Genomic DNA, 6,058 nt, shown 5'->3' on the forward strand with positions numbered 1-6,058 from the left:
TGCGTGCCAAGGTCACCTCCCACGTAGAGATGATCTTGAATCACAGCCAGACGCGCAGGGGAATCCTTTTTGTCAACACAACCTATGGACACCTATTCCAAACCCTGAGCGCCTTATACCATATCTGGTTCGCACCAACCGAGATAAGGGATGACACGAACCTTTTCCGACTTCCGGGAAACGACGAAGAGATGAGCGACCGAGGGCCCCGACCATCCTCGAAAGCGCCGGAGCCATTTCGTTAGCCCGATTGACGATCAAATACGGGTCTACCCGTTGGACCCAGGCATGTGCCGATCAACCGAACCCTTCACCGCCCCGGACCAGTCATCTCCAGCCACTGGACCAGCGCCCGCCGTATCATTTCCGGCCGCGTTGGCAGGTCCGGCTCATCGCGGCGGCGGTTGTCGATGGCTTCTATCAATTCACGAGGAAGCCGAAGATTGATCGCCTCCGAATCCACAGGAGGGCGTCCGCGTTTTTTTTCCATTTTGCCGAATCTATACTTGATTTACGGTTTAATGGTGTCATATAGTGCGGGCACAGGCAAGGGCTCCTACCCCCTTGCCCGGCCCTAACCACAACCGATCCTCAGGAGATCACTCATGGCTATTCACATGCCTATCATTTCGCCGCGCCCTTCGGAAGCGGTGCCGTCGTTCCATCCGACTCCCGTCACCATCCAGTTTGGCGCTGTGATGCGCGACCTCGCGGCTTACATCGAAGCTGAGCGTGACCTTGAGCATTGCGATAGCTGGGATCCGGCCTGCGATGCATGGATCCGCGACGCCGAACGGACCCGGGTCCGCGTGCTCGACGGGATCACCGCTCTGCGCGGAACGCCGGTCTGTCGCCGCGAGGATCTGCCGCTCCGGCGCTGTGCCGACTTGGCGCGGATGCTGATCGAAAGCGACTGCCCGGAACAGGTCCGCGACATGCTCGCCTTGCCCGACCGTTTCCCCGATTTCTTCCGCTGTGCCGGTGATGGTCCCGTTGCACGGCGCGTTGACCTGATGGTTGCGGCCTTCCAACAGCATCTGCATGCCCTTGCGCGTCTCCCGGATTTCACGGGGATGGTTGAGGCGGACGATCTCGCTATCGAACCGGACGCGCCCAATCTCATGCTGGCGCCCGCAGCCTGATCGCCCCACATATCTGACGACTTGGGCGCCCATCACAGATGGACAGCCACAGCCGCGCACCTGTCCCATTTCTTCCGCCACCGGCTCCTGGTCGCACGTCCTGCGTGCGCCCGAGGTCTGGCTTCATCTTCTCATCCTGTTTTCGGGAGGACTTCCTATGTCCACGACCATCCTGTCTTCGCACGGCACCCACACCCCGCTTTCGGTCTCAGACCTGCCGCTCGTCATTCATCATGGCGACCTGCATGCCCATTGGTCCGAGGCGGCGCGGAGTAAAGGCTTCGACCTGATCGCCCGCGTTCAGGATCGCCTGCATGTCGCGTTGCGCTGCCAGCCCTGCGGCGGGGTCCATGTGGCGCGCCACTCCGTGCTCATGACCGCGCAGCCCCTGTGCCCGCATTGCATCGAAGCGCGTTGGCACGCGACCGCCATTGCCGCCGGCCTGACCTGGCTCGGCCGGGATACCGCGCATCGGCATTACGGCCGCTATCGCTTGCCTTGTGGCCACACGGCGCGGCGCCAGTTCACCTTCGTTGAGCGTGTCGCATCCGGCGCAGTTTCGGCACGCTGCGAGACTTGCCTGGTCCATCGCGAAGAAGAGGAGGCGCTGCGTTTCGGCTGGGCACGCCTCCACCGCGATCCGCAGGGCAATCCCGCCTATCGGCTTTACCGCCACAGCTGCGGGCATGAGCAGCGCATCGCTCGCGCCAATCTGCAATGGGGCCAGTGCGACTGCGCCGGTTGCGGGCAGAGCTGGACCGCCAAGCCCAGCTTCATCTACCTGCTCGACATCCGTCATCCCGGAACCAGGAGGCACTATCTCAAAGTTGGATATTCGTCTCGTCCCGTAAAGAGACACCGTCACCAGCTGGGGCTTCCCAAAGACGCCCTTGTCGAGGTGCTCCGGGTCGTTGCCATGCCCACCGGCCATGATGCTTGCACGAGGGAAAAGGCCGCCCATGCCCGCCTCAAACGCGACCATCCGCAAGCCCTGGTTCCCCATCCGGAATACGCAGATCTGATGAATGTGGTCTCCGAGATCTACCGGCCAGATGCACTCTCCATTCTCCACGAGACCCTTGACCGGATCGAGGCGGCGATCAGCGATGCGGCACGCACCCGGAATCCGGATCACCTCTCCACCCCGTCCCGGACCGCAGGTGGCAGCGATCCGGAAGCCGCACCCGATGACCCGGAAGCGCGCACGCCTGCCGCATCGGTCCCATTGGTCCCGGCACCACCCTACCCGCACCGCATCCCCCGGCCCATCGCAGCCGCGCGTGATCGCCACCCGATCCTGCGCCGCCATTGGGGCCTGACCGGATAACGGTTTTCGGACGGGGCGAATCCGGATCGCGCGAGGAGACCATTTCGCCGATCCGGATATCGCCGCGGGCAATCAAGGAGTTGCGCGCCTCACCGCGACCCGGAAGCCAGCCCCACGTCGAACAAATGCCAAGGTCTCCTGAGGCCCACATCCCGGAATCCGGATCGGATCGGCTTCGACACAGCCGAAGCCTGAAGACTTCCGGATCCCCGCACGCCCCCGGACCGGACACCGCCGTTACATCCCGCTCCTCGGGATCGCGCCCCTCTCTGCAACCGATACTGCCGCCATCCGGATCCCCGGATGGCCCGCCCCTCTCATACCCGGAATCCCGCCATGACCCAGACAATCTCCACCCCGTCCAGCAACCCTGACCCCAAATCCGGAACCCGTCATCCCGCGCCCTGGGCTTCCCTGGCCCGTCATGCCATCCACCGCCTGCGGGCCGAACTGGCCGAGAGGCTGAGCCCGCCCTGGGATCCCGCACTCGACCCGGAAGACATGGACCTGCCCGAGTTGCTGGAAGCCGCCACGTCGCCTCCGGGATCCGCCGCGCTCGATGCCCTGAACACCAGCCCCGCCGCGCAGAACGTCTCCCCGGAAGAACACCACGCCATTGCGGAGGCTGGCGGCGATCCTGCCGCGACGGCCGAAGATGGCGCGTCGCAACCTCGCATCCGTCTGCCGGCGGGCAAGCTGATCCCGCTGCTGCGCCTTGCCGCCAGTATTGGCAGCATCAAGGACCGCGATGCGATGCTGGTGCCGGGCGCGATCACCGTGATCGAAGGCATCCCGGGCAACCTGATCGATGCGCTCAAGAAGCTGCTGCCGTATGCGTTACCGATCGGTTTGTCACTGGCCATGTCCATGGGCCGGCTGCCTCGCGACAAGCCTTATCTGCTGGTGCTGGGTCCCGACCTGCTCAACGAGAAGGTCTCCGCACATGCAGAGCGGAGTTTTGCAGCGGAACTGGCAAGCGCCATCGACATGCGGGTCCCGATCCTGATCCTGCTGCCGGATGTGGCGACGGCACCGCCGGCGCTGCACCACCCGCCTGTCCAGCGCCGGGCATTTGCGCCTCTGTCGGCGGAGATCCTGATCACCGCCCTGCGCGCCACGCACAGCGCCACCGGCCGGATCGACGAGGCCGCGGTCCGCGCCGCTCTGCCGGACGACGTCGCGCTGTCTGACCTGGAGCCACTGGCCCTTGGTCTGGCGATGCGGGCGCCGACCGCGAAGGCCGTCGCAGAACGGATCGCCGCCCTCACGGTCCAGGCGCCACGCGCCACGGCTGACGGCCCCTGGCTCGAGGATACCCATGGGGACACGCCGGCACTGCGCGCCGCACGGCAGATCGTGCGCGACCTCCGCGCATGGAAGACCGGCGAGGTCGCATGGCAGGACCTGACCCGGACGCTGCTGCTCTACGGTCCGCCCGGCACCGGCAAGAGCTGGATCGCCCGCGCCATGGGCAATTCCGCCGGTTTTTCGGTCGTCACCGGAACCTTCGGCGAATGGCAAGCCGCCGGGCACCTCGGCGACATGCTGCGCGAGATGCGCCGGACCTTCGCCGAGGCGCGGGCCAAAGCACCAACCGTGCTGATCATCGACGAGATCGATGCCGTGGGCTCCCGCGAGGATCGCGATCAGCACAACCGCTCCTACCGCACCCAGGTGATCAATGCATTCCTGGCGGAGATGGACAGCATCGCCAGGGAAGAGGGCGTCATCGTGATCGGCACCTGCAATCACCCGGACCTGATCGATCCCGCCGTGCTGCGGGCCGGACGGTTCGACATGAAGGTCGCCCTGCCGCTGCCGGATGCCGATGCTCTCTTCGGTGTCTTCCGGCATTGCCTGCCGAACTGGCGCGAGGCCGATCTGCGCAATCTCGCCGCATGTGCCGTCGGCTGCTCTGCCGCCGATGTCGATGCCGCGATCCGGCAGACGCGGGCGACGGCACGGGGGCAAAAGCGGGCGATGACCCTTGACGACCTGCGCCAGGTCTTCATCCTCACCCATGATCCCGCCATCGACCGCCGCGTCGCCCTGCATGAATGCGGTCACGCCATCGCCTGCGCCGCCCTTCGCCTCGGCCCGGTGCGCCGCATTTTCCTGGGCCGCGATGGCGACGGCGGCACGGTGTTCGATGCGGATGCCAAACATGGCGTCCTGGCGGATCTGCAGGACCGCCTGGTGCAGATGCTGGCCGGACGTGCGGCCGAGCGTCTGATCCTCGGCGATGTCTCGGCCGGCGCGGGCGGCAGCGCCGACTCCGATCTGGCACAGGCGACGATGATCGCTACGTCGATCCAGACCCGCTATGGCCTTGGCGCCCAGGGCCCGGTCTGGACCGCCGATCCCGAGACCCTGCTCGCCCTCGATCCCGACGTGCTGTTTCGCGTGAAGCGCGAACTCGAAGCGGCCGAGAAGCGCGCCGCGCAGCTCCTCAGCACCCATCGCGCCCTGCTCGAAGAGATGGCCGAGGCGCTGATGGCCTCGCGCGACATGGACAGAAAGGAGGCGCAGGACTGGCTCGCCGGGGTTAATAATACTGCCCCGGACAAAGGCCATAACGCGCACCCTGCGCAACAACCGCAAGAAAGACAGAGGGGTGACGCCCCCAGCCCCTACGGTAAATGTTGATGAATCCAAGGAAGCGTCTCGATAGGCGCTGCCTGTTGACTTTTACGCCGACATGGACCATATGTTGGTCCATGTTCCGTGGAGGTTCGTCATGACAGTGCAAATGAATATTGCCGAGGCCAAGGCCAGGCTCTCCGAGCTTGTCGCGGCGGCGGAAAATGGCGAAGAAGTGATCCTTGCCCGCAGCGGGCGCGCCGTTGTGCGGATCGTTCCGGTCGCCAGTCGCCGTTTCCGAATCGGAATGATGGACGGCATGGTGGAAAAGATTCCGGACTTCCTTGAGCCGATGTCCGAGGAGGAGCTGCGGCTTTGGGAGTGAACGCAATCCTTATCGACACCCATACCTTTGTCTGGGCGTTATACAAATCCAACGACCTCAGCGTCACGGCCAGAGAGGCAATCGAAAGCGCGGGAGAGGTCTATGTGCCGCCCTGCTCATTTCACGAGATCGCAATGAAGCATCGGGCGGGAAAGTGGCCGCTGCCAGACGCTGACGTTCGACTCCTGCCTCAGCTCTTGAGCAGACAAGGCGGTCTAGTGGCGCCATATACTGCTGCGATGGCCATGCTCGCGGGGGCGCTTGACTGGGAACATCGCGACCCCTTCGACCGCATGATCGCCGCAACGGCCATCGAAATGGCCTGCCCGCTGGTCTCAAAGGATGCAGCCTTCGATGGGCTCGATGAGACTACGGGATGGAAGGAAAGAATCTGGTGAAGCGCCAAACAAAATATTGATAAAGGATAATTTCTTACCAGCAACATTGATTCTGCCGATCGTGGCCTCACTTTTGGGACGGCCCTTGGCATCGAACGGATCCGGCCGGACGACGAACTGGTCGCACAAGGGATTGCAGTAGGTTGTGTTGACAAAAAGGATTCCCCTGCGCGTCTGGCTGTGATTCAAGATCATCTCTACGTGGGAGGTGACCTTGGCACGCAAT

At 64.1% G+C, this 6,058-nt stretch carries 7 protein-coding genes; 5 read left to right on the forward strand and 2 right to left on the reverse strand.

Annotated elements, in window-relative coordinates:
• Positions 1-310: 310 nt before the first annotated feature.
• Positions 311-490 (reverse strand): ribbon-helix-helix protein, CopG family, encoded by a 180-nt coding sequence (locus I9P22_RS22700; RefSeq protein WP_199262357.1) that lies wholly within the window; start codon positions 488-490, stop codon positions 311-313.
• 115 nt (positions 491-605) lie between these two features.
• Between I9P22_RS22700 and I9P22_RS22705 the strand changes: the two genes are divergently transcribed.
• The 5 genes from I9P22_RS22705 to I9P22_RS25095 all read left to right on the forward strand — a co-directional run bounded on the left by I9P22_RS22705 (position 606) and on the right by I9P22_RS25095 (position 5,832).
• Positions 606-1,142, forward strand: a complete 537-nt coding sequence (locus I9P22_RS22705) for a hypothetical protein (protein ID WP_199262359.1) — start codon at positions 606-608, stop codon at positions 1,140-1,142.
• Between the two features lie 157 nt (positions 1,143-1,299).
• A complete protein-coding gene (locus I9P22_RS22710) occupies positions 1,300-2,469 on the forward strand; it encodes a hypothetical protein (RefSeq protein WP_199262361.1) in 1,170 nt (389 codons plus the stop codon).
• A gap of 336 nt (positions 2,470-2,805) precedes the next feature.
• The gene (locus I9P22_RS22715) at positions 2,806-5,115 is read left to right on the forward strand and encodes an AAA family ATPase (RefSeq protein WP_233253545.1); all 2,310 of its coding nucleotides are present in this window, start codon (positions 2,806-2,808) and stop codon (positions 5,113-5,115) included.
• A gap of 103 nt (positions 5,116-5,218) precedes the next feature.
• The gene (locus tag I9P22_RS22720; protein ID WP_197029483.1) at positions 5,219-5,434 is read left to right on the forward strand and encodes a type II toxin-antitoxin system Phd/YefM family antitoxin; all 216 of its coding nucleotides are present in this window, start codon (positions 5,219-5,221) and stop codon (positions 5,432-5,434) included.
• Positions 5,431-5,832 (forward strand): type II toxin-antitoxin system VapC family toxin, encoded by a 402-nt coding sequence (locus I9P22_RS25095; protein WP_199262363.1) that lies wholly within the window; start codon positions 5,431-5,433, stop codon positions 5,830-5,832. The genes I9P22_RS22720 and I9P22_RS25095 overlap by 4 nt, the downstream gene beginning before the upstream one ends.
• Here the strand turns inward: I9P22_RS25095 and I9P22_RS24715 are convergent.
• Positions 5,770-6,058: hypothetical protein (locus tag I9P22_RS24715; protein ID WP_233253546.1), on the reverse strand; the 289-nt coding region annotated here is incomplete at its 5' end. The two genes, I9P22_RS25095 and I9P22_RS24715, sit on opposite strands and share 63 nt — an antisense overlap.

Origin of the sequence: Paracoccus binzhouensis (assembly GCF_016446475.1) — a bacterium.
Lineage (GTDB): Bacteria > Pseudomonadota > Alphaproteobacteria > Rhodobacterales > Rhodobacteraceae > Paracoccus > Paracoccus binzhouensis.